We start from the raw sequence: 18,909 nt of genomic DNA, 5'->3' as shown, positions 1-18,909 counted from the left end.
CGACGCGGATGAACGCCGTCACCGACAGCCTGAGCGGCAGCGCCGACGACCTGAGCCCGCTGGCCTGGGTGCACGGCGAACTGCGCCGCTCGCTCGAGCTGGCGCACAAGGCGCTGCACCGGCACCTGAAGGAAGCCGAGGCCGCCGCCGCCTCCGACGTCGACGCCGTCGAACCGGCGGTGCTGCGTACGGCCCGCGTGCACCTGCACCAGGGCGTCGGCGCGCTCGAGCTGGTCGGCCTGCCGGCCGCCGCGACGATGCTGCGCGCCAGCGAGGCCGTCGTGCAGCGCTGGATCGCCAAGCCCGCGCTGGCCGACGCCAAGGCCGTGCAGACGCTGGAGAAGGCCTCGTTCGCGCTGCTGGACTACCTGGCGCGGCTGCTGTCGCGCCGGCCGGTGTCGTCGGTGGCGATGTTCCCGCAGTACCTGGCGGTGCAGACGCTGGCCGGCGCCGACCGCGTGCACCCGGCCGACCTCTGGCCGCAGGACTGGCACTGGCTGGAGCTGCCGCCCGAACCCGGCGTGCGCCCGCACGCCGCCGACGCCGCCGCACGCACCGCGATGGAGTCGCTGTCGCTGGCGCTGATGCGCCAGCCCGATCCTTCGCGCCTGACGGCGATGGGCGAGGTCTGCGCCTCGCTGGCCGCCGGCACGCAAGGCCGGCTGGCGACGCTGTGGCATCTGGCCGCGGCCTTCTTCGAGGCCCAGGCGCGTGGTCTGCTGGCCGGCGACGTCTACACCAAGCGCATGGCCTCGCGCCTGCTGTCGCAGCTGCGCACGACGATCGCCGGCAGCGACGAGGTCTCCGACCGGCTCGCCCAGGACCTGCTGTTCTTCTGCGCCCGCGCGCGCTCGCCGGGCGAGGGCGAAGCGCCGCGCTTGGCCGCGGTGCGTGCCGCCTGGCGCCTGGACGACAGCGCCGCCGCCGACTACGACGTCGCGCGCCTGGGCCGTTTCGATCCGTCCTGGGTCGCGCAGGCGCGCAAGCGTGTCGCCGGCGCCAAGGACGCGTGGTCCGGCGTCGCCGGCGGCGAGGAGCACCGGCTCACCGGCCTGGCCGAGCAGTTCACGCTGGTCGGCGACTCGCTGCAGCGGCTGTTCCCGTCGGGCGAGGTGCTGGCCGCGGTGCTGCAGGACGCCGCCGCGCAGACCGTCGCCGCGCAGGCCGCACCGCCGGCGCCGCTGGCGATGGAAGTCGCCACCGCGCTGCTGTACCTGGACGCCTCGCTGGAAGACGGCGAGTTCGACCACCCGGCGCTGCCCGAACGCGTGCAGCGCCTGGCGCGCCGCGTCGACGACGTGCGCCGCGGCCAGCCGCAGGCGCCTCTCGAACCCTGGATGGAGGAGCTGTACCGCCGCGTCAGCGACCGCCAGACCATGGGCAGCGTCGTGCAGGAGCTGCGCGCCAGCCTGTCCGAGGCCGAGAAGCAGATCGACGCCTATTTCCGCGACCCGGCGCAGCGCGAGGCGCTGATCCCGGTGCCGGGGCAGCTGTCGGCGATGCGCGGCGTGCTCTCGGTGCTGGGCCTGGACCAGGCCTCGCAGGCCGTGCTGCGCATGCGCGACGAGGTCGACACGCTGGCCCAGACCGAGGTCGACCCGACGCACGAGCCGGCCCGCCTGGTCTTCGAGCGCCTGGCCGAGAACCTGGGCGCGCTCAGTTTCCTGATCGACATGCTCGGCGTGCAGCCGGGGCTGGCGAAGTCGCTGTTCCGCTACGACGCCGACACCGGCCGTCTGTCGACGCTGATGGGCCAGGAGGCGCCGCGTGCCCCGGCGCCGCCGCCGGTCGCGCCGCCGATGCCGTCCGCGCCGCCGCCGCCGGTGGCCGCCGCGCCGGTGGCCCCCGCGCCGGCCGCGCCGGCCCCGTCGGCCGAAGACGACGAGATGCGCGCCGTGTTCCTGGAGGAAGCCGGCGAGGTGATCCCCGCGGCGCGCGAGTCGCTCGCCCGCCTGGCCGAGGAGCCCGAGGACCTGGGCGAGATGACCGCCGTGCGGCGCGCCTTCCACACGCTCAAGGGCAGCTCGCGCATGGTCGGGCTCAAGGACTTCGGCGAAGCCGCCTGGGCCTGCGAGCAGCTGTTCAACTCGCGCTTGGCGCAGTCGCCGCGCCTGGACCCGGCGCTGCGCGCCTTCACGACCGAGGCCCTGGACTACTTCGGCGCCTGGGTCGCGGCGCTGGCCGCCGGCCGCGACGAAGGCCATGCCTCGCCGCCGGTCGTGCGTGCGGCCGACGGCCTGCGTCTGGACGGCCAGCGCCTGGCGATCGCCGCGCCGAGCGCGGCCGAGGCGCCCGCCGTCGCCGCCGAAGCGCCGCCAGCCGTCGCGCCCGAGCTGCCCGTCGAGGTCGAGCCTGAAGAGGCCGCCGAGCCGCCGAAGCAGCCCGAGGTCACCGAGACGGTGGACGAGGCGCTGGCGCCCGACTTCGAGTTCGATTTCGGCACCGGGCCCGAACCCGCGCCAGCGCTGGCCGAGCGTGTGCCCGACCTGCCGAGCGCCGCCGACCTGGATCTGGACCTCGGCCTCGGGGCCGCCGGCCCGGCGCCGGCCGCCGACGAGGTCGACTTCAGCTTCGACCTCGGCGCGCTGGAGCCCGAGGCCGAGCCCGCGCCGGCGGTCGCCGAGCCGGTCGCCGAGCCGGAGCCCGTCGACGCCGAGCTGCCGCTGGAGACGCCCGAGACCTTCGAGGCCATCGAGGCGCTGCAGCCGCTGCCGGCCGCGCCCCCGGCGCCCGAGGCCGGCTACGCCGACTTCGATTTCGACCTCGGCGAACGGACCCCGGCCGAACCCGCCGAGCCGGCCGCCGCCCCGCTGTCCGAAGCACCGGCCGACGAACCCGCGGCCGAGGACACCGACTGGCCCGAACGCCGCGAAGACGAGCCCGCCGACGAGCCCTTGCCGCAGCCGGTGTTCGCCGAGTCCGAGCCCGAACCCGAGGCCTTGCCGGCGGTCGAGGTGCTGGAAGGCGGCGTCGACTGGCCGCTCGAGGCCGCACCCGACGCCGCGGCCGACAGCGTTCCCGAGGCCGCCCCGCCGGTCGCCGAGGCGACGCCGCTGCCGGCCTTCGACGAAGCCGCGTTCGAGGCCGCCGCCTACCCGAGCGAGCCGCCGCCGCAGCCCGCGGTGCCGATGCCGGCGCTGCCCGACATCGCCGAAGCCTTCGCCGAGCTGCCGTCGCTGGACGGGCTCGGGGCCATCGGGGCCGAGCCCGCGGCTGAGCCGCTGCCGCTGCCGGAAGCCGAGCCTATCTCCCCGCCGGAGCCCGAACCCGTGCCCGCGCCCGAGCCGGTGGCCGAGACGCCGCCGCCGGCCGACGAGCCGCCCGCCGACGAGGAGCCGGTCAAGATCGTCGGCCCGCTGCGCGTGCCGCTGCCGCTGTTCAACATCTACCTCAACGAAGCCGACGAGCTCTCGCGCCGCCTGGGCACCGAGCTGGCCGAGTGGGCGCTGGAAGCCGAGCACCGGCCGGTGTCCGAGGCCGCCGTCGCGCTGGCGCATTCGCTGGCCGGCAGCTCGGCCACCGTCGGTTATGCCGAGCTGTCGGCGCTGGCGCGTTCGCTCGAACACGCGCTGATGCGCTCGCGTGCCGGCGGCCGCGGCCGTGACGGCGAGCCCGAGCTGTTCGGCGAAGCCGCCGAGGAGATCCGCCGCCTGCTGCACCAGTTCGCCGCCGGCTTCCTGCGCCCGGCCTCGCCGGCGCTGGTCGAACGGCTGGCCGAACACGAGCGCTGGCCCGAACTGCCGCCGCGCGTCGCCGCCGACACCACCGGCCTCGGGCCGCTGGACGCGGACGACGACGATCTCGACGCCGAGGACGCGCTCGATCCGGAGCTGTTCCCGATCTTCGAGGACGAGGCCGACGAGCTGCTGCCGCAGCTGCTGGCGCGGCTGCGCGACTGGGTCGACAACCCGGCCGACAGCGGCGCCGCCGCGGCCTGCATGCGCACGCTGCACACCTTCAAGGGCGGTGCGCGCCTGGCCGGCGCGATGCGCTTGGGCGAACGCGCCCACCGCATGGAGACGGCGATCGAGCGCCTGGGCGACCGCGGCGGCGTGCACGCCGGCGAGGTCGAGACCCTGCTCGCCCGTGCCGACGCGATGGTCGCCGACTTCGAGGCGCTGCGCACGCCGGCGGCGCCCGCCGTCGCGGTGGCCGAGCCCGCCGCAGCGCCGGCCTTGGCGGCCGAGCCGCCGCCCGAGCTGGCGCCGCCGCCCGAAGTGCCGGCCGCCGAGATCGACTGGAGCCGTTTCGCCAGCGCCACGCCGCTGCCGGCCGTCGCGCCCGAGCGTGCCGCGCCGGCCGGTGCCGCCGCGGTGCGTGTGCGCGGCGCGCTGCTCGACCGCATGGTCAACCATGCCGGCGAGGTGAGCATCGCGCGCGCCCGTCTCGACGGCAGCGTGCGTCAGCTGCAGGGTTCGCTGGGCGAGCTGACCGAGAGCCTGGAGCGCATGCGCGCCCAGCTGCGCGACATCGAACTGCAGGCCGAGTCGCAGATGGTGTCGCGGCTGGAGGCGGCCAAGGCCGCCGCCGAGACCTTCGACCCGCTGGAGATGGACCGCTTCACGCGGCTGCAGGAGCTGACGCGCTTCATGGCCGAGTCCGTGAACGACGTGGCGACGCTGCAGCGCAGCCTGCAGCGCACGCTGCAGTCGGCAGAAGACGACCTGGCGGCACAGGCGCGCCTGGCGCGCGAGCTGCAGGGCGACCTGCTGCGCACGCGCATGGTCGAGTTCGACAGCGCCAGCGACCGCCTCTACCGTACCGTGCGCCAGGCGGCCAAGGAGACCGGCAAGAGCGTGCGCCTGGACATCCTGGGCGGCGCGATCGAGGTCGACCGCGGCGTGCTCGAGCGCATGACCGGCCCGTTCGAGCACCTGCTGCGCAACGCCGTCGTGCACGGCATCGAGCCGGCCGCGGCGCGTGCTGCCGCCGGCAAGGACACGACCGGCACGATCACCCTGGTCATCACCCAGGAAGGCAACGAGGTCGGCGTCGAGCTGCGCGACGACGGCGCCGGGCTGGACCTGGCGCGCATCCGCGAGCGCGCTGCCGAACGTGGCCTGCTCGCCGCCGGCGCGCCGGTCGACGACGAGGCGCTGGCCCAGCTCGTCTTCGCGCCGGGCTTCAGCACCGCCGCCGACGTCACCGAGCTCGCCGGCCGCGGCGTCGGCCTGGACGTCGTGCGCTCCGAGGTCGACGCAATGGGCGGGCGCGTGCAGCTCGGCCACCAGCCGGGCCGCGGCACCAGCTTCAAGCTGCTGCTGCCGTTGACGACCGCGGTGACGCAGGTCGTCATGCTGCGCTGCGGCGAGCGTTCGGTCGCCGTGCCGTCGACGCTGATCGAAGCGGTGCGGCGTGTCCCGCCGGCCGAGGTCGAGGCGGCCTATGCGAGCGGCGTCTACACCGACGGCGGCCAGGCGCTGCCCTTCCACTGGCTGGCGGCGCTGCTCGACGGCCCGGCCCGCGGTGCCACCACGGCGCGCAGCCAGGCGGTGGTCGTCGTGCGCTCGGCCGAGCAGCGCGTCGCGCTGCACGTCGACGAGGTCGCCGGCAACCAGGACGTGGTCGTCAAGAACGTCGGCCCGCAGCTCGCGCGCATGCCGGGCCTGGCCGGCGTGACGCTGCTGCCCAGCGGCGCGGTGGCGCTGATCTACAACCCGGTGGCGCTGGCCACGCTCTACGGCCCGGCGGCGCGTGCGCGGCTGGAACAGGTCGACGGCACGCCGCTGGCCGAACCCGCGCCCCAGGCGCCGGCGGCGCCGCTGGTGCTCGTCGTCGACGACTCGCTGACCGTGCGCCGCGTCACGCAGCGCCTGCTGCAGCGCGAGGGCTGGCGCGTCGTCACCGCCAAGGACGGCGTCGACGCGCTCGAACGCCTGGCCGAGGAACGGCCGGCGGTCATGCTGTCGGACATCGAGATGCCGCGCATGGACGGTTTCGAGCTGCTGCGCGCGGTGCGTGCCGAGGCCGCGCTGGCCGGCCTGCCGATCGTGATGATCACCTCGCGCATCGCGCAGAAGCACCGCGACCACGCGGCGGCGCTGGGCGCCGACCACTATCTCGGCAAACCCTATGCGGAAGAGGAGCTGCTGGCCCTCGTCGCACGTTACGCGGGAGCGGCGCGGCCGAGCTAGAGCGTGTCCCGGGTTGCCGACCATCTCGCGGAACTGACGGGGTTCCGGGACCGCGACGCGCTGGACGCGACGCTGGTCAGCGCGCTGCACGACCTGCTGCGCCCGCTGGACATCGCGATCTACCGCATCGTCGGCGAAGGCGAGGACCGCCGCTGGTTCACGCGGGCGCGCATCGCCGCCGGCGACCGCGTGCCCAGCGCCGACCCGCTGTGGGCCGACCTGTCGGCGCTGCCGCCGCTGTCCGAGCACCCGGTGCGCCAGACCTGTCTGCGCCAGCGCGAGGGCCTGATGCTCGACGGCCAGCCGGCGCTGACGCTGCTGCCGCTGGACCTGGAGCGCGACTGCGACGCGGTGCTGGAGTTGCGCACCCACTCGCCGCTGGGCACCGAGCAGCTGCGCCTGATCAGCAGCGTGCTGCGCGTCTACCGCAACTTCCAGTCGCTGCTGGACTACAGCGAGCGCGACACGCTGACCGGCCTGCTCAACCGCAAGACCTTCGACGAGAACTTCATGCGCTGCACGGTGCCCGTGCCGCCGAGTCTCGAAGGCCGGCTGGGGTTGCGCCGCGGCGGGCACACGGCCTGGCTGGGCGTCGTCGACATCGACCACTTCAAGCACGTCAACGACTGCCACGGCCACCTGATCGGCGACGAGGTGCTGCTGCTGCTGGCGCGGCTGATGCGCGGCGTGTTCCGCCAGGGCGACCAGCTCTACCGCTTCGGCGGCGAGGAGTTCGTCGTGTTGATGCGCTGCGACGACGCGGCCGCCGCCGCCATCGCCTTCGAGCGCCTGCGCTCGACGATCGAGGGCCACGCCTTCCCGCGTGTCGGCCGCATCACGGTCAGCATCGGCTTCACCGCGGTGCGGCCCAGCGACACGCCGACCTCGGCTTTCGAACGTGCCGACCAGGCCGTCTACTACGTGAAGCAGCACGGCCGCAACCGCGTCGAGAGCCACGCGGCGCTGGTCGCACGCGGCGATCTCGTCGAACAGCGCCTCGACGGCGACGACGTCGTCCTGTTCTGAGCTGAAGACCACGCCCGGCCCCCGCGGCCGGCGTCGCCGGCCGCAGGCGCGGGGTTCAGGCCTCGTTCTTGGCCGGCAGGCGGAACAGCTTCACCGCCTCGTCCAGCGCGGTGGCCTGCTCGGCCAGCGCCGCGGTGGCGTTGGCCGCTTCCTGCACCAGGCGGGCGTTGTCGCCGGTCACGCCTTCCAGGCTGGCCAGCGTGCGGTTGACTTCCTCGATGCCGGCCATCTGCTCGCGGCTGGCGGCGTCGATCTCCGACATGATGTCGGTGACGCGCTTCACGCTGTCGACGATCTCGGTCATCGTCTCGCCGGCGCGGTGCGCCATGCGCGAGCCGCCGCCGACCTGCTCGACCGTCGTGTCCACCAGCGACTTGATCTCCTGCGCCGCCTGCGACGAGCGCTGCGCCAGCGCGCGCACCTCGCTGGCGACGACGGCGAAGCCGCGGCCGTGTTCACCGGCGCGCGAGGCCTCGACCGCGGCGTTCAGCGCCAGCAGGTTGGTCTGGAAGGCGATGTCGTTGATGACGCGGTTGATCTCGGCGATGCGCTTGGACGCGGCGTTGATCGAGTCCATCGTCGTCACGACCTGGGCGACGACGGCGCCGCCGGCCTTGGCGACGTCGGAGGCCGAGATCGCCAGCGCGTTGGCCTGGCTGGCGTGTTCGGCGTTCTGGCGCGTCGCGTCGGTCAGGCGCGACATCGACACTGCGGTCTCGTGCAGCGCCTGGGCCTGATGCTCGGTGCGCGACTCCAGCTCCTTGTTGCCGCCGGCGATGTGCGCCGAGGCCTGGGCGATGGTGTCGGTGCCGCGGCGCACGCGGCCGACGATCGACGCCAGACTGCCGCGCATCTCGTGCAGCGCACGCTGCAGGTGGCCGATCTCGTTGCGGCTGTCGACGACGACGTCGCGCGTCAGGTCGCCCGAGGCGATGCCGTGCGCCATGTCGACGCCCGCCTCCAGCGGCCGCGTGACGACGCGGCGGATGAAGGGGTAGATGACGATCAGCACCGGGATGCAGGTGACGATGGCCATCAGGATGGTCTGCCAGCGCTGGCGGGCCATCAGCGCGTTGGTCTGCTCCAGCGAGACCTTCATGCTGACGACGCCGAGCACCGTGCCTTCGGACACCTGGTGGCAGCTCGTGCAGTCCTTGCCGAGGTAGTTCTTCGAGGCCAGCGCCGGGCGCACGACCCGCAGGTACTCGCCCTTCTCGTCGCTGGCGACGTGCACCTCGGGCTTGCCCGAGGCCAGCACCTTGCGTTCGACCTCGTCGGGGTCGTTCGCGTCGGCGCCGGTGCCGTTGCCGAAGAGCTTGTTCACGGCCTCGCCGCGCAGCACGCGCAGGTCGCGGATGTTGTCGAGCTGGCGCACCTGGTCGAGCAGCACGGCGCGCTGCGCCACGGTGCCCGTCACCATCATGCCGGTCAGCCCGGCCATCGTGGCGTCGTGCATGCTGCTGGAGAAGGCGGTGGCCTGCTCGATCGCCGCCTCACGGTTGACCCTGCCTTGCCAGAAGATGCCCACGGCCCACACCACCGTGAGCGCCACTGCGATCGTGCTGATCAGCTGAACCCAGATCTTTTTTTGCGTGACGTGCATCGCGCACGCTCCTGACGTCCATTGCAGGCCCCGGATCTTGGGCCCGCCACAGCGTCATATCGGCAGGAAATGGGGTCAAGTGAAGTGCGAATTGCGCTCCGCCCTGCGCTTGCGAGGGCTTTGTTGAGCGGGGTCAGTCGGCGCGGCTGCGGGCCATCGCGACTCGGGGTTTTACCGGCTTGACGGCGGCAAAACGGGCGAGTGTGCGTTCGCGTGCTTCGTCGTGGGCGACGACCGGTTCGGGGTAGTCGCGGCCGAGCACGACGCCGGCGGCGGCCAGGTCGGCCGGGCGGGCGCGCCAGGGCGCGTGCAGCAGGGCGTCGGGCAGCCTGGCCAGCTGCGGCAGGTAGCGGCGGATGAAGCGCCCCTCGGGGTCGAAACGTTCGCTCTGGGCGACCGGGTTGAAGATGCGGAAATAGGGCTGGGCGTCGCAGCCGGTCGAGGCAGCCCACTGCCAGCCGCCGTTGTTCGATGCCAGGTCGAAGTCGTTCAAGTGGCGCGCGAACCAGGCTTCGCCGCGGCGCCAGTCGATGCCGAGGTCCTTGGTCAGGAAGCTGGCGCTGATCATGCGCAGCCGGTTGTGCATGTAGCCGGTGCGCGTGAGCTGGTGCATCGCCGCGTCGACGATCGGGTAACCGGTGCGGCCCTCGCACCAGGCGGCGAAGAGTTCGTCGGCGTGTTTGCCGTGTTCCCAGTGCAGCCGGTCGTACTCGGGCTTGAAGCAGCCGCCGACGACTCGCGGGTGGTGGTGCAGCAGCTGGTGATAGAACTCGCGCCAGATCAGCTCCGACAGCCAGATCTCGGCACCGCGCGAGCCGGCCGTCGAACGCTGGTGCGCCTCGCGCGCCAGGCGGCGGATCGACAGCGTGCCGAAACGCAGGTGCGGGCCCAGGTAGCTCGGCCCCTTGACGGCCGGGAAGTCGCGCCAGTCGGCGTAGTGGTCGATGCGCTCCAGGAAGTCGGCCAGCAGCTCGCGGCCGCCCGCCGGGCCGCTGGGCAGCTTCAGCGCGTGCAGGTTGGTGGTCTCGAAGCCGATCTCGGCCAGCGTCGGCAGCGTCTCGCCGGCGGGTTTGGGGGCCAGCGCGCCGGCGTGACGCTCGACCGGGTAGGACGCGAGATAGAAGTCGTCGAGCTTCTTCAGCCAGGCGTTGCGGTAGGGCGTGAACACCGAGAACGGGCCGCCGCCCTGGGTCAGCACCTCGTCGCGCTCGAAGACCACGTGGTCTTTCATGCTGTGGAAAGCGACGCCGGCGTCGGCCAGCGCGCCGCGCACGCGGGCGTCGCGGACCAGCGCCTCGGGCTCGTCGTCGTGGCTGGCGAAGACCGCCTGCACGCCGAGCGCCGCTGCCAAGCGCGGGATCTGCTCCAGCGCCCGGCCGTGGCGCACGATCAGCCCGGCGCCTTCGATGCCGTGCGAGGCCGCCAGCGCACGCAGCTCGGCGTCGACGCCGACGACGCTGTCGCGGATGAACTCCACGCGCCGGTCGGCACGCGGCAGCGCGTCCAGGATGTCGCGGTCGAACAGGAAGACGCACCAGACGCGCCGGGCGGCGCGCAGCGCGTGGTACAGGGCCGCGTGGTCGTCGGTGCGCAGGTCGCGGCGCAGCCAGACGAGGGCGTGGTCGATGCTGTTCTTCACATCCGGCAGTGTGCCCGGGAATAAGATAGGAGGATGGCCGCCATCGACCTGTCGAACCAGTTCCTCATCGCCATGCCCGGCATGGCCGACGAGACCTTTGCCGGCGCGGTGGTCTATCTGTGCGAGCACAACGAGCGCGGCGCGCTCGGGCTCGTCATCAACAAGCCGATCGACATCAAGCTGCGCAACCTGTTCGAACGCGTCGAACTGCCGCTGGACCGCGACGAGTTCGCCGAGCAGCCGGTGTTCTTCGGCGGCCCGGTGCAGACCGAACGCGGCTTCGTGCTGCACGAGAAGACCGGCGACGGCGACGCCTACAGCTCGACGATGTCGGTGCCCGGCGGCCTGGAGATGACGACCAGCAAGGACGTGCTCGAGGCGATGTCGCAAGGCGGCGGCCCGCGCCGCGTGCTGGTGACGCTGGGCTACAGCGGCTGGGACGCCGGCCAGCTCGAGGACGAGATCCGCCGCAACGGCTGGCTCAACGTCGACGCCGATCCGAAGATCATCTTCGAGACGCCGATCGAGCAGCGCTACGACCAGGCGCTGTCGCTGCTGGGCTTCGACCCGCGCATGCTGTCGCAGGAGGCCGGGCACGCCTGACGCGTGGCCCGTCTCGACGCTTTCGAATGAGCCCGGCCGCTCCGCCTGAACCCGCGCGCAGCTTTCTCGCATTCGATTTCGGCGTCCGCCGCGTCGGCGTCGCCGTCGGCAACACGCTGCTGGCCCAGGCGCGGCCGCTGAAGACCGTCGCCGCCGAAGGCGACGCACGATTTGCCGCCATCGCCCGGCTGATCGAGGAGTGGCAGCCCGACGCGCTGGTCGTCGGCGTGCCGTTCCATCCCGACGGCGCGGAGCACGACAATACGCGCCGCGCGCGGCGCTTCGCCCGCCAGCTGCACGGCCGCTTCCGGCTGCCGGTGCACGAGGTCGACGAGCGCTACACGACCGTCGACGCGCTGGCCGCCGGGGCCCGCGACGCCGACGCCGCGGCTGCCGCGCTGATCCTCGACCAACACCTGAGAACCCTCGTCCCATGACCGTCCTGCAGCTCGATGCCGAGGCCCTGTACGCCGAATTGCGCCAGGGCCTGCGCGCCGTACTCCCGCCCGACGCCGTGCTCGTCGGCATCTGGTCCGGCGGCGCCTGGCTGGCCGAACGCCTGCAGCGCGACCTGGGCCTGCCCGGCGCGCACGGCGTCATCTCCAGCGCGCTGCACCGCGACGACTTCGGCTCGCGCGGCCTGGCCGCTGGCGCCGACGCGACGCAGCTGCCGTTCTCCGTCGACGGCCGCCACGTCGTGCTGATCGACGACGTGCTCTACACCGGCCGCACGATCCGCGCCGCGATCAACGAGCTGTTCGACTTCGGCCGCCCGGCCAGCGTGACGCTGGTGGTGCTGGTCGACCGCGGCGGCCGCGAGCTGCCGGTCGCCGCGGCGCTGGCCGCGGCGCGCATCGCCCTGCCGTCCACGCAGCGCCTGTCGCTGGCGCGCACCGAGGACGGCCGCTTCACCTTCGCCATCGAGGAGGCCGCATGACCCCGTGCCGCCGCGACCACGCTCCGCAGCGGGAGGCCCGCTGATGCTCTCGCGCCGCAACCCCCAGCTCAACCGCCACGGCGAGCTGATCCACCTGCTGTCCATCGAAGGCCTGCCGCGTGCGGTGCTGACGCAGATCCTGGACACCGCCGGCACCTTCCTGTCGGTCAACGACCGCGAGGTCAAGAAGGTGCCGCTGCTGCGCGGCAAAAGCGTGTTCAACCTGTTCTTCGAGAACAGCACGCGCACCCGCACGACCTTCGAGATCGCCGCGACGCGGCTGTCGGCCGACGTCATCAACCTGGACATCAACAAGAGCAGCACCGCCAAGGGCGAGAGCCTGCTGGACACGATCGCCAACCTGTCGGCGATGCATGCCGACATGTTCGTCGTGCGCCACAGCGAGAGCGGCGCGCCCTACCTGATCGCCCAGCACTGCGCGCCGCACGTGCACGTGGTCAACGCCGGCGACGGCCGCCACGCGCACCCGACGCAGGGGCTGCTCGACATGTACACGATCCGCCACTACAAGCGCGACTTCACGCAGCTGACGGTGGCCATCGTCGGCGACATCGTGCACTCGCGCGTGGCGCGCTCGGACATCCACGCGCTGAACATCCTCGGCGTGCCCGAGATCCGCGCCGTCGGCCCCAAGACCCTCGTGCCGGGCGACCTGGCCGGCATGGGCGTGCGCGTCTGCCACGACATGGCCGAAGGCATCCGCGACGCCGACGTGATCATCATGCTGCGCCTGCAGAACGAGCGCATGAGCGGCGCGCTGCTGCCCTCGGCCGGCGAGTACTTCAAGAACTACGGCCTGACGCCGGAGAAGCTGGCGCTGGCCAAGCCCGACTGCATCGTCATGCACCCGGGCCCGATCAACCGCGGCGTCGAGATCGAGTCCTCGGTCGCCGACGGCACGCACAGCGTCATCCTGCCGCAGGTGACCTTCGGCATCGCGGTGCGCATGGCGGTGATGTCGACGATCGCCGGCAACCAGGCCTGAACCCCATGAAGATCCTCATCCGCAACGGCCGCGTCGTCGACCCGGCCACCGGCCGCGACGAGACGGCCGACCTCGCGATCGCCTCCGGCCGCATCGTCGGCCTCGGCTCGGTCGGCGACTTCCAGGCCGACCGCACGATCGACGCCAGCGGCCTGGTCGTCGCGCCCGGCCTCGTCGACCTCGCCGCGCGCCTGCGCGAGCCCGGCCAGGAACACGAAGGCATGCTCGAGAGCGAGCTGGCGGCGGCCGCTGCCGGCGGCGTCACCAGCCTGGTCTGCCTGCCCGACACCGACCCGGTGCTCGACGAGCCCGGTCTCGTCGAGATGCTGAAGTTCCGCGCCCGCAAGCTGAGCCGCTGCCGGCTCTTCCCGCTGGGCGCGCTGACCCGCCGGCTCGAAGGCACGACGCTGGTCGAGATGGCCGAGCTCACCGAAGCCGGCTGCGTCGGCTTCTCGCACGTCGACGTGTCGATCAAGGACACCCAGGTGCTGCTGCGCGCGATGCAGTACGCCGCGACCTTCGGCTACACGGTCTGGCTGCGGCCGCAGGACGGCTGGCTGGGCAAGGGCGTCGCCGCCTCGGGCGCGGTGGCCACGCGCATGGGTCTGTCGGGCGTGCCGGTGGCCGCCGAGACGGTGGCGCTGCAGACCATCCTCGAGCTGGTGCGCGTCACCGGCTGCCGCGTGCACCTGTGTCGGCTGTCCAGCGCCGCCGGCGTCAAGCTCGTGCGTGCCGCCAAGGCCGAGGGCCTGCCGGTCACGGCCGACGTCAGCATCAACTCGCTGCACCTGACCGACGTCGATATCGGCTTCTTCAACGCCGACATGCGGCTGACGCCGCCGCTGCGCCAGGGCGCCGACCGCGACGCGCTGCGCGCCGCGCTGGCCGACGGCACGATCGACGCGCTGGTGTCCGACCACAACCCGGTCGCCGAGGACATGAAGAACCTGCCCTTCGGCGAAGCCGAGCCGGGCGCCACCGGGCTGGAGCTGCTGCTGAGCCTGGCGCTGCGCTGGGGCCGCGACCACGGCCTGACGCTGGCCCAGGCGCTGGCGCCGGTGACGCAATCGCCGGTGCGTGTGCTCGGCGAGGCCGTCGGCTCGCTGGTCTCGAGCGCCGGCCGGCTGGTCGAAGGCGGCGTCGCCGACGTCTGCATCTTCGACCCCGAGGCCGAATGGCAGGTCGCGCCGGCGATGCTGGCCAGCCAGGGCAAACACACGCCGTTCAGCTTCGCGTCCACCGGCATGGCCTTGCCCGGCCGGGTGCGCGCGACGCTGGTGGCGGGCACGGTCGCCTACGAGGCCGCTTGAGCGCCGTGCTGCGCGCTCCCTGGCGCGTGACCGCCGTGCTGCTGCATGGCTTGCGCGGCGTCGCGATGGTGTTGTGGATCTTCCCGCGGCGCGACGCCGCGGGGCGCCACCGGCTGACGCGCTGGTGGGCCTCGGCGATGCTGCGCTGCCTGGGCATCGAGCTGCGCGTGCAGGGCGAGTTCCGCCCCGGCGCCAAGCTGATCGTCGCCAACCACCTGTCGTGGCTGGACATCATGGCGATCCACTCGGTCTGCCCCGAGGCGCGTTTCGTCTCCAAGGCCGACGTGCGCCACTGGCCGGTGGCCAACCGCCTGGTCGACGCCGCCGGCACGCTGTACCTGGAGCGCGAGAGCAAACGCGACGCGCTGCGCGTCGTGCACCGCATGGCCGAGGCGCTGCAGGCCGGTGACACGGTCGCCGTCTTCCCCGAAGGCACGACCGGCGACGGCCGCGAGCTGCTGCCTTTCCACGCCAACCTGCTGCAGGCGGCGGTGGCCACCGGCACGCCGGTGCAGGCGGTGGCGCTGCGTTATGCCGAACCCGGCCATGCGATCAGTCCGTCGGCCACCTGGGTCGGCGCCGAGACGCTGGCCGCCAATGTCTGGAAACTCGCCCGGGCCCGAGGGCTGGTGCTGCACCTGACGGTGCTGCCGCCCGAAGCCAGTGCCCACGCCGACCGTCGCGCGCTGGCGGCGCGGGTGCGTGAACAGATCGCCAGCGCGCTGCCCAGCTGAACGCCTCGCGCGAGCGAGCGTGCCTGCGATGAACCGTCCGACCCTCGCCGTACGCCGTCTCGGCATCGACACCTGGCGCGAGAACGTCGCCTTCCTGCACCGCGACTGCCCGGTGGTGCGCGCCGCCGGTTTCCAGGCCCTGTCCAAGGTGACGATCGCCGCCGGCGGCCAGAGCATCGCCGCGGTGCTCAACGTCGTCGACGACGCGCACCTGCTCGAACCGCTGCAGCTCGGCCTGAGCGAACAGGCTTTCGCGCGCCTGGGTGCCGCCGACGGCGACGCCGTCTCGATCGAACACGCCGCGCCGCCGCCGTCGCACGCCGCGCTGCGGCGCAAGATCGCCGGCGAGCGCCTGGGGCGCGAGGACCTGCACGCCGTCGTCGCCGACATCGCCGCCGAGCGCTACACCAAGGTCGAACTCGCCGCCTTCGTCGTCGCGACGCAGCAGTACGAGCTCGACCGCGAGGAGGTGCTGCACCTGACCGAGGCGATGATCGCCGCCGGCCGGCGCCTGGACTGGAACGGCAGCGGTGGCGGCCGGCCGATCGTCGACAAGCACTGCATCGGCGGCGTGCCGGGCAACCGCACGTCGATGCTGGTCGTGCCCATCGTCGCCGAGCACGGCCTGCTGTGCCCCAAGACCTCGTCGCGCGCGATCACCTCGCCGGCCGGCACCGCCGACACGATGGAGGTGCTGGCCGAGGTCGAACTCGCGCCCGAGCGGCTCAAGCAGATCGTGCATGCCGTCAACGGCTGCCTGGCCTGGGGCGGCACGGCGGCGCTGTCGCCGGCCGACGACGTGCTGATCGCCGTCGAGCGCCCGCTGGCGATCGACTCGCCGGGGCAGATGATCGCCTCCATCCTGTCCAAGAAGATCGCCGCCGGCTCGACGCATCTGGTGCTCGACATCCCGGTCGGGCCGACGGCCAAGGTGCATTCCGAGGCCGCGGCGCAGCGCCTGAAGCGGGTCTTCGAGTTCGTCGCCGAGCGCCTGGGGCTGACGCTGGAGGTGGTGCTGACCGACGGCCGCCAGCCGGTCGGCCGCGGCATCGGCCCGGTGCTCGAAGCGCGCGACGTGATGCAGGTGCTGCGCCACGACCCGCAGGCGCCGCAGGACCTGCGTGCCAAGGCGATCCGCCTGGCCGGCCGCATGATCGAGTTCGACCCCGCGGTGCGCGGCGGCGACGGCGAGCGCATCGCCACGCAGATCCTCGACTCGGGCCGCGCGCTGGCGCGGCTGGAGGCCATCGTCGACGCCCAGGGCCGGCGCGCCGAGCCGCCGCCGCCGGGGCCGCTGGTCTTCGACGTGCCGGCGCCGGCCGACGGCGTCGTCGCCGGCATCGACAACCTGCGCCTGGCGCGCATCGCCGGGCTGTCGGGTGCGCCGCAGATGGCCGGCGCCGGGCTGGACCTGTTCGTCAAGCTCGGCGACGCGGTGCGGCGCGGCGAGCCGCTGTACCGAATCCACGCCTGCGTCGCCGCCGACCTCGGCTTCGCACGCCGCGAAGCGCTGCACGACAGCGCCTATGCCATCACCGGAGGCGCACGATGAGCCTGCTGCTCGCTTTCGACGACGAACTGGCGCTGGCGCGGCCGCTGGCCGCGGCACTGGGCTGGCCGCTGGCGGTGGTCGATCGCCACGTCTTCCCCGACGGCGAGTCGCGGCTGCGGCTGCCACCGGCGCTGCCGTCACGCGTCGCGCTGCTGCGCGGGCTGCAGCGGCCCAACGAACGCCTGGCCGAGCTGCTGCTGGTGGCCGGCGGCGCGCGCGAACTCGGTGCCGCCGAGCTGACGCTGGTCGCGCCCTATCTGGGCTACATGCGCCAGGACATCGCGTTCACGCCGGGCGAGGTCGTCAGCCAGCGCCACCTGGGGCGCGCGCTGGCCGCCTGGTTCGACGCCGTGGTCACCGTCGACCCCCATCTGCACCGTGTCGCGTCGATGGCCGAGGTCGTTCCCGGGCGGCGCGGCGTCGCGCTGGGCGCCGCGCCGCTGCTCGGCCGGCTGGCCGCCGAACGTGTGCCCGGCGCGCTGCTGGTCGGCCCCGACGCCGAATCCGAGCAGTGGGTGACGGTGGCCGCCGAGGCCGCCGGGCTGGAGCACGCGGTCTGCCTGAAGCAGCGCCACGGCGACCGCGACGTCGACGTCGCGCTGCCGGCGGCCGAGGTCGCCGGGCGTGCCGTCGTGCTGCTCGACGACGTCGCCAGCACCGGGCGCACGCTGCAGGCCGCGACCCGCGGGCTGCTGGCGCGCGGCGCGGCCAGCGTCGACGTCGCCGTCACGCACGCGCTCTTCGTCGGCGACGCCCTGGCCGAGCTGCGTGGCGCCGGCGTGCGCCAGGTCTGGAGCAGCGACTGCGTCGCGCACGAGAGCAACGCCGTCTCGGTGGTGCCGCTGCTGGCGCGGGCGCTGCAATGAAAAACGCCGGCGCGAGGCCGGCGTTTCGTCAGTCGGGGAGGGCGGCTCAGGCCTTGCCCTGGCTCGCCACCGCGGCGGCGGCCTTGGCCGCGGCCTCGGGGTCGCCGAGGTAGTAGCTGCGGATCGGCTTCAGCTCGTCGTCGAGCTCGTAGACCAGCGGGATGCCGTTGGGGATGTTCAGGCCGACGATGTCGGCGTCGCTGATGCCGTCCAGATACTTCACCAGCGCGCGGATGCTGTTGCCGTGCGCGGCGATGACCAGGCGCTGGCCGCTCTTGATCGCCGGGGCCAGCACCTCGTTCCAGCAGGGCAGCACGCGCGCGACGGTGTCCTTCAGGCACTCGGTCAGCGGCACCTGCTCGGGCGCCAGCTTGGCGTAACGCGGGTCCTGGCGCTGGCCACGCGGGTCGGCGGCGTCGAGCACCGGCGGCGGCGTGTCGTAGCTGCGGCGCCAGATCAGCACCTGCTGGTCACCGTACTGCTTGGCCATGTCGCCCTTGTTCAGGCCTTGCAGCGCGCCGTAGTGGCGTTCGTTCAGGCGCCAGTCCTTGACGACCGGCAGCCAGGTGCGCTCCATCTCGTCCAGGCAGTGCCAGAGCGTCCAGATGGCACGCTTCAGCACCGAGGTGTAGGCGACGTCGAACTCGTAGCCGGCGGCCTTCAGCAGACGGCCCGCTTCGCGCGCCTGGGCGACGCCGGTTTCGGTCAGCGGGACGTCGGTCCAGCCGGTGAAGCGGTTCTCGAGGTTCCAGGTGGATTCCCCGTGACGGATCAGGACGAGCTTGTGCATGGGCCGAATTCTATAATTCGCGCCCTCTGCCGCCTTTGATCCCGACGCCTTGAACTTCCTCATCGAAAACTGGATGCTCGTCTTCATGGCTGCCCTCTCGGGCGGCCTGCTCGTGTGGCAGACGATCCAAGGCGGCGCCGGCCGCGGTGTGCCGCCTGCCGAGGCGGTGCGACTCATCAACCGCGAGAAGGGCGTGCTGATCGACGTCTGCGAGCCGGCCGAGTACGAGAAGGGCCACGCCGTCGGCGCGCGCAACATCCCGCTCGCCACGCTGGCCGACGCCAAGGGCCTGCCGGGCAACAAGACGCTGCCGATCGTGCTGCTGTGCGCCTCGGGCGCGCGTGCCGGCCGCGCCGCGGCGCAGCTGCAGAAGGCGGGTTACGAGAAGGCCGTCGCGGTGGCCGGCGGCAACGCCGCCTGGCGCGAAGCCAACCTGCCGATGGAAAGCGGCGCCAAGGGCGACAAGCCCGAGAACGCTGAAAAGACCGAGAAGAAGGCCAGGGCCGCCAAGGCGGAAGCCAAGCCGCTGCCGGCGCCGGCAGCCGAGGCGCCGGCCGCTCCGGTGGCTCCGGTCACCCCGGTGGCCGAGCCGGCACCGACCGTGGCCGAGGTCCCGGCGGTCGAGCCGCAGACCCCGCCGCAGGAACCCAAGGGCGCCTGAGCCCGGCGCGCGGCACGCCCCGCGCGCTTCTGGGTCTTGTCATACGCC

The 18,909-nt window shown here is 73.2% G+C and carries 14 protein-coding genes; 11 read left to right on the top strand and 3 right to left on the bottom strand.

Annotated elements, in window-relative coordinates; genetic code table 11:
* Positions 1-8 precede the first annotated feature (8 nt).
* Together RGE_RS20505 and RGE_RS20500 are read left to right on the top strand one after the other, a co-directional pair.
* Positions 9-6,134: a hybrid sensor histidine kinase/response regulator gene (locus tag RGE_RS20505; protein ID WP_014430392.1), complete on the top strand. Its 6,126-nt coding sequence runs from the start codon at positions 9-11 to the stop codon at positions 6,132-6,134.
* A 3-nt stretch (positions 6,135-6,137) separates the two neighbouring features.
* Positions 6,138-7,160 (top strand): GGDEF domain-containing protein, encoded by a 1,023-nt coding sequence (locus RGE_RS20500; protein WP_014430391.1) that lies wholly within the window; start codon positions 6,138-6,140, stop codon positions 7,158-7,160.
* A 55-nt stretch (positions 7,161-7,215) separates the two neighbouring features.
* On the opposite strand, the gene RGE_RS20495 is transcribed toward RGE_RS20500, so the two are convergent.
* Positions 7,216-8,763, bottom strand: a complete 1,548-nt coding sequence (locus tag RGE_RS20495) for a methyl-accepting chemotaxis protein (RefSeq protein WP_014430390.1) — start codon at positions 8,761-8,763, stop codon at positions 7,216-7,218.
* A gap of 133 nt (positions 8,764-8,896) precedes the next feature.
* Positions 8,897-10,402 carry a cryptochrome/photolyase family protein gene (locus RGE_RS20490; protein WP_014430389.1) on the bottom strand — a complete coding sequence of 502 codons (1,506 nt, stop codon included), beginning with the start codon at positions 10,400-10,402 and terminating at the stop codon, positions 8,897-8,899.
* Between the two features lie 33 nt (positions 10,403-10,435).
* Between RGE_RS20490 and RGE_RS20485 the strand changes: the two genes are divergently transcribed.
* From RGE_RS20485 to RGE_RS20450, 8 genes are read left to right on the top strand one after another with little or no spacing between them, the layout of a single operon-like run.
* Positions 10,436-11,005, top strand: coding sequence for a YqgE/AlgH family protein (locus tag RGE_RS20485; RefSeq protein ID WP_014430388.1), 570 nt, complete (start codon positions 10,436-10,438; stop codon positions 11,003-11,005).
* Between the two features lie 26 nt (positions 11,006-11,031).
* Positions 11,032-11,442, top strand: coding sequence for a Holliday junction resolvase RuvX (ruvX, locus tag RGE_RS20480; protein ID WP_014430387.1), 411 nt, complete (start codon positions 11,032-11,034; stop codon positions 11,440-11,442).
* Positions 11,439-11,942: a bifunctional pyr operon transcriptional regulator/uracil phosphoribosyltransferase PyrR gene (pyrR, locus tag RGE_RS20475; protein WP_014430386.1), complete on the top strand. Its 504-nt coding sequence runs from the start codon at positions 11,439-11,441 to the stop codon at positions 11,940-11,942. Before ruvX ends, pyrR begins: the two co-directional genes overlap by 4 nt.
* 43 nt (positions 11,943-11,985) lie before the next feature.
* Complete coding sequence (locus tag RGE_RS20470) at positions 11,986-12,948, top strand: aspartate carbamoyltransferase catalytic subunit (RefSeq protein WP_014430385.1); 963 nt, start codon at positions 11,986-11,988, stop codon at positions 12,946-12,948.
* A 5-nt stretch (positions 12,949-12,953) separates the two neighbouring features.
* Positions 12,954-14,258, top strand: coding sequence for a dihydroorotase (locus tag RGE_RS20465; RefSeq protein WP_014430384.1), 1,305 nt, complete (start codon positions 12,954-12,956; stop codon positions 14,256-14,258).
* Positions 14,255-14,992, top strand: a complete 738-nt coding sequence (locus tag RGE_RS20460; RefSeq protein WP_014430383.1) for a lysophospholipid acyltransferase family protein — start codon at positions 14,255-14,257, stop codon at positions 14,990-14,992. The genes RGE_RS20465 and RGE_RS20460 overlap by 4 nt, the downstream gene beginning before the upstream one ends.
* A gap of 28 nt (positions 14,993-15,020) precedes the next feature.
* Positions 15,021-16,544 carry a thymidine phosphorylase family protein gene (locus RGE_RS20455; protein WP_014430382.1) on the top strand — a complete coding sequence of 508 codons (1,524 nt, stop codon included), beginning with the start codon at positions 15,021-15,023 and terminating at the stop codon, positions 16,542-16,544.
* Positions 16,541-17,410 (top strand): ribose-phosphate diphosphokinase, encoded by an 870-nt coding sequence (locus RGE_RS20450; RefSeq protein ID WP_014430381.1) that lies wholly within the window; start codon positions 16,541-16,543, stop codon positions 17,408-17,410. The genes RGE_RS20455 and RGE_RS20450 overlap by 4 nt, the downstream gene beginning before the upstream one ends.
* 46 nt (positions 17,411-17,456) lie before the next feature.
* On the opposite strand, the gene gpmA is transcribed toward RGE_RS20450, so the two are convergent.
* Complete coding sequence (gpmA, locus tag RGE_RS20445) at positions 17,457-18,200, bottom strand: 2,3-diphosphoglycerate-dependent phosphoglycerate mutase (RefSeq protein ID WP_014430380.1); 744 nt, start codon at positions 18,198-18,200, stop codon at positions 17,457-17,459.
* Positions 18,201-18,249: 49 nt separating this feature from the next.
* Here gpmA and RGE_RS20440 point away from each other — a divergent pair, with 49 nt between their 5' ends.
* Entirely contained in the window at positions 18,250-18,861 is a 612-nt protein-coding gene (locus RGE_RS20440; protein WP_014430379.1) for a rhodanese-like domain-containing protein, read from the top strand.
* Positions 18,862-18,909 lie beyond the last annotated feature (48 nt).

It is taken from the genome of Rubrivivax gelatinosus IL144 (assembly GCF_000284255.1).
GTDB lineage: Bacteria > Pseudomonadota > Gammaproteobacteria > Burkholderiales > Burkholderiaceae_C > Rubrivivax > Rubrivivax gelatinosus_A.
This window is presented reverse-complemented; position numbering and strand designations above follow the sequence as displayed.